Source organism: Curtobacterium luteum, assembly GCF_001475545.1.
Lineage (GTDB): Bacteria > Actinomycetota > Actinomycetes > Actinomycetales > Microbacteriaceae > Curtobacterium > Curtobacterium luteum_A.
On the sequence record NZ_LDQC01000159.1, the window covers coordinates 1 to 3,864 of the forward strand.

2 protein-coding genes and 1 pseudogene are annotated in these 3,864 nt (G+C 71.8%); all 3 read left to right on the forward strand.

Annotation, left to right across the window (positions count from 1 at the left end; translation table 11 throughout):
• Positions 1-673: pseudogene (locus NS184_RS18500) on the forward strand (hypothetical protein); the annotation flags it as partial.
• A 227-nt stretch (positions 674-900) separates the two neighbouring features.
• A complete protein-coding gene (locus tag NS184_RS16870) occupies positions 901-2,250 on the forward strand; it encodes a hypothetical protein (protein WP_058727222.1) in 1,350 nt (449 codons plus the stop codon).
• A gap of 202 nt (positions 2,251-2,452) precedes the next feature.
• Positions 2,453-3,864: putative Ig domain-containing protein (locus tag NS184_RS16875; protein ID WP_058727223.1), on the forward strand; the 1,412-nt coding region annotated here is incomplete at its 3' end.

Here is a 3,864-nt window from a genome sequence, read left to right on the forward strand (position 1 = left end):
CGAGTACGTCCGGCTCACCGTCCGCCCGGGCGCCCCGGTCGGCGTCACCTTCGCGGTGTCGAGCACCGACGGCGACGGCACGTGGCAGGTGGAGACCGACGGGACCATCTGGGAGCAGGCGGTGGGCCAGGGGCGCGTGCGCATCGTCCCGGAGGTCCCGGTCGCCGAGGGTTCGTCCCTCGTGCTCGCCGGCCTCGCCGTCGACGCGTACGGCAACCGGACGACGCCCGGTGGCGACGACGACCCGTACCCGCGGTCGACCGTCGCGAGCACCGTCGCCACCGACCGGGCCGTGTGGTCCGACACCGGGTCCAACACGGTCTCCTTCACCGAGGCCGGCTCGCGCACCCTCACGGTGTCGGAGGGCGGTGTCTCGACCTCGTTCACGGTCGACGTCGCGAGCGATCGGTCCACCGTCGACCCCGTCAGCGGCGGCACGACGGTCACCTCAGAGCCCCCGTCCCGGAACGTCGCCACGGTGGGCGACGAGGGCGGCTCCCGGGCGGTCCCGTCCGACGTCGTGCCCGCGGCCCGGACCGCGGCGGGCCACGACGCGCCGGGCAGCCTGGCGTACACCGGCGCGGACGCCTCGGGGCCCGTCGCGTGGGCGCTCGGCCTGCTCGCCACCGGCGGCGGTCTGCTGCTGCACCGCCTGCGTCGCCGTCGCGTCTGACGCGACCGACGGCGGACGGGAGGCGCGGTGCGGGCCCGCACCGCGCCTCCCGTCCGTTCGTCGTGTTGCTGTGGAAAACCCCAGGTCAGATGCTGTGCGGACCCGAATCGTTCCGTGATGGAACCGCAACCTGGAGTCCACCCGCACGGCTCCTCGGAGCCGTAGCGTCAGCGTCGACAGGAGCGGATGGCCGCCCTGCGACCCAGGACCTCCCAGGGGGGAAATCCATGCGCACCACCACTTTCTCGCCGCGCCGTCGTGCCGGTCTCGTCGCGGCGACCGCGATCGCGATCGTCACCGTCGGTTCCGGAGCGGCGTTCGGCGTCCCCGCGGCGAACGCAGCGACGGACACGGCGACGTCGACGTCGACCTCGGCGCCTGCTGCCGGGCCGACGACGACCGGCTCGACCGCGACGGGGACGACCTCGACCGGCACGACCTCGACCTCGACCTCGACCTCGACCGGCACGACCCCGGCTCCCGACGCGAGCACGCCGCTCGCGTTCACCGAGCCGTCGACCAAGGCGGACCCGCTCGCCCTCACCGCAACGGTCGGCACCCCGTTCAGCCACACCTTCCACACCACCGGCGGCAACGGCACCGTCGGGTACGCGATCCAGGACGCACCGACCACCGCCTGGACCGTGAACGTGGACACCGGCGTGCTGAGCACGACCCCGACCACGCCGGGGACCTACGACTTCGAGGTCGTCGCACTGAGCGGTGGCACGCAGGTCACCGAGTACGTGCGGGTCACCGTGGCACCCTCGCCCGTGTCCTTCACGGAGCCGTCCACGAAGGCGAAGCCGCTCGCGCTGACCGCGACTGCCGGGGCGACGTTCACCCACACCTTCCAGGTCGTCGGGGGAAGCGGGTCCACCGCCTACGCGATCCAGGACGCCCCCTCGTCGAGGTTCACCGTCAACGTGTCGACCGGCGTGCTCACGAGCACGGAGACCACCGCCGGTACGTACGACTTCGAGGTCGTCGCCCTCCGCGGAACCGCCACGGCGACCGAGTACGTCCGGCTCACCGTGCGCCCCGCAGCACCGGTCGGGGTCGAGACCTTCGTCGGCACCGGCAAGCCGGGCAGCACCGCGTACGAGGTGGCTCCCAACGGATCGATCGAACGTTTCAGCGGAACGGGCAAGGACCTCGGCCGGGTGTCTTCCGTGCCGGTGCAGCAGAACGGCACACTCGTCGTCGCGGGCCTCGCCGTCGACCGGTTCGGGAACCCGACGGTGCCGGACCTCGCAGCCGGGCAGCCGCTCCCGACGCTCACGAGCTCGGTCGCGTCGGACCGCATCGTCCCCGACGCCACGGCGCACGTCGTGCGGGTCACGTTCCCGCACGCCTCGCAGCACCGGCTCACCGTGACGCAGGACGGCGTCTCGACGTCGTTCACCGTCGCCGTGCAGCCGCTCGCCACCGCCGCCGTCGCGACCTCCGCGACCGGCACGGGCGCGACGCTCGCCTACACCGGTGCCGACGAGCGCACGCCGATCGCATGGGGCGCTGGTCTGCTCGCTGCGGGTGCCACGCTCCTCGGGTTCCGCCTGCGCCGCCGTCGCCTCTGAGCGGTTCCTCCGCGGACGGAGGGGGTCCGGTGCCGATCGGCACCGGGCCCGTGCCGGTTTCCGCACCGTCCCCCCAACCCTGGTCACATTTCGGTGTCGAGTCCTCGTGTCCACGCAGCGCGGCCCTACGATCCGAGAGCCGAGGATTCTCGGCGAACTCTTACGATCCGGTACCCGCCGGACCTGGACCCTGGGGGAGAACGTGCGTCGAAGCACTTCCACCGTCCGACGCGCCTGCGCGCTCGGCACCACCGCCGCACTGGTCGTCCTGACGACGGGCCTCGGCATCATGACCGCGACGGCCGCGCACGCCGCGCCGGAGGACACCGACGGCTCGGTGTCCACATCGGCTGGTCCGACGCAGACGCCGGCTCCGGCGCCCGCCGAGACGCCCGCACCTACGACGACCTCGTCGGCCACATCGACACCCGCGCCGACCGGAGAGTCGACGCCGACGCCGACGGAGTCGACCACTCCGACGCCCTCGCTGCTGCCGCACCTGCGTTCCTCGGCTCCGGCGACCGGCGACGCTGCGGACGCGAGCACCACCGCCGCCGCGGCACCGACCGTGACGATCTCGGGTGACGCGAAGGTCGGTTCGACGCTCAGGGCCACGACGACGGGCTTCGACAAGCAACTCGCGCCCCTGGCCTTCTCCTGGACCAACGAAGCGACCGGCGACGAACTCGGGACCGACCAGTTCTACGACATCAAGCCCACCGATGTCGGTGCAGTCATCGTGGTCACCGTGTCGGGCAAGGACTCGACCGGCACGGCCGTCGAAGCGCAGGCACAGACCACCACCGAGATCACGCAGGACCCGGTGTTCGTCGACGAGACCGGCACGCCGCTCGACAGCGGCTCCGAGGCCGACGAGGACACCTTCTTCCTCCCGCAGGACGCTGTGGCCGGTGAGGCGTACTCGTACACCTTCCGCGCCCAGGGCTACCCCGCGCCGACCTACGAGCTCGCCTGGTACTACGGCACCGAGGAGGACACGCTCGGCACCGTGGTCTCCACCCAGGAGCAGTCCGAGCTCGGATTCGGCTCCGAGACCGACGCGGACACGAACGGCGACGGGAAGATCACCCCGGATGACCAGCTGCCGAAGGGCATCACGTTCGACCCGACCACGGGTGAGCTGAGCGGCACCGCGACCGAGGCGTCCTCCTTCGACTTCGCCGTGACCGCCACGAGCGGCGACGTGACGACCACGGTCTACGCCGAGCTGACCGTCGACCCGGGTGCCGCCTACGGTCTCGCTGCCGTCGCACTCGACAAGGGCCTCATCGACGACCGCAAGGGCGCGTACTACATCATCCGCCCGGACGGCACCGTCATCGGCCTCGACCTCGACATCAGCGACGACGACAGCTTCTCCGGGTCCGAGTTGGACGTCCTCGACCACGTCTCGGTCAAGCAGGGCGGCACCCTCCTCGTGTACGGAACGCCCGTCGACCGCTTCGGCAACGACGTCTACCCCGAGGACGAGAACGACGACACCACCGTCCAGGCCACGGTCACGTCGAACGTGGCCAGCGACGTCATCAAGCCGTACACCGAGCACGGCGCGGCCGGCTTCGGCGTGTCGAGCGTCACGTTCCCGCACGCCTC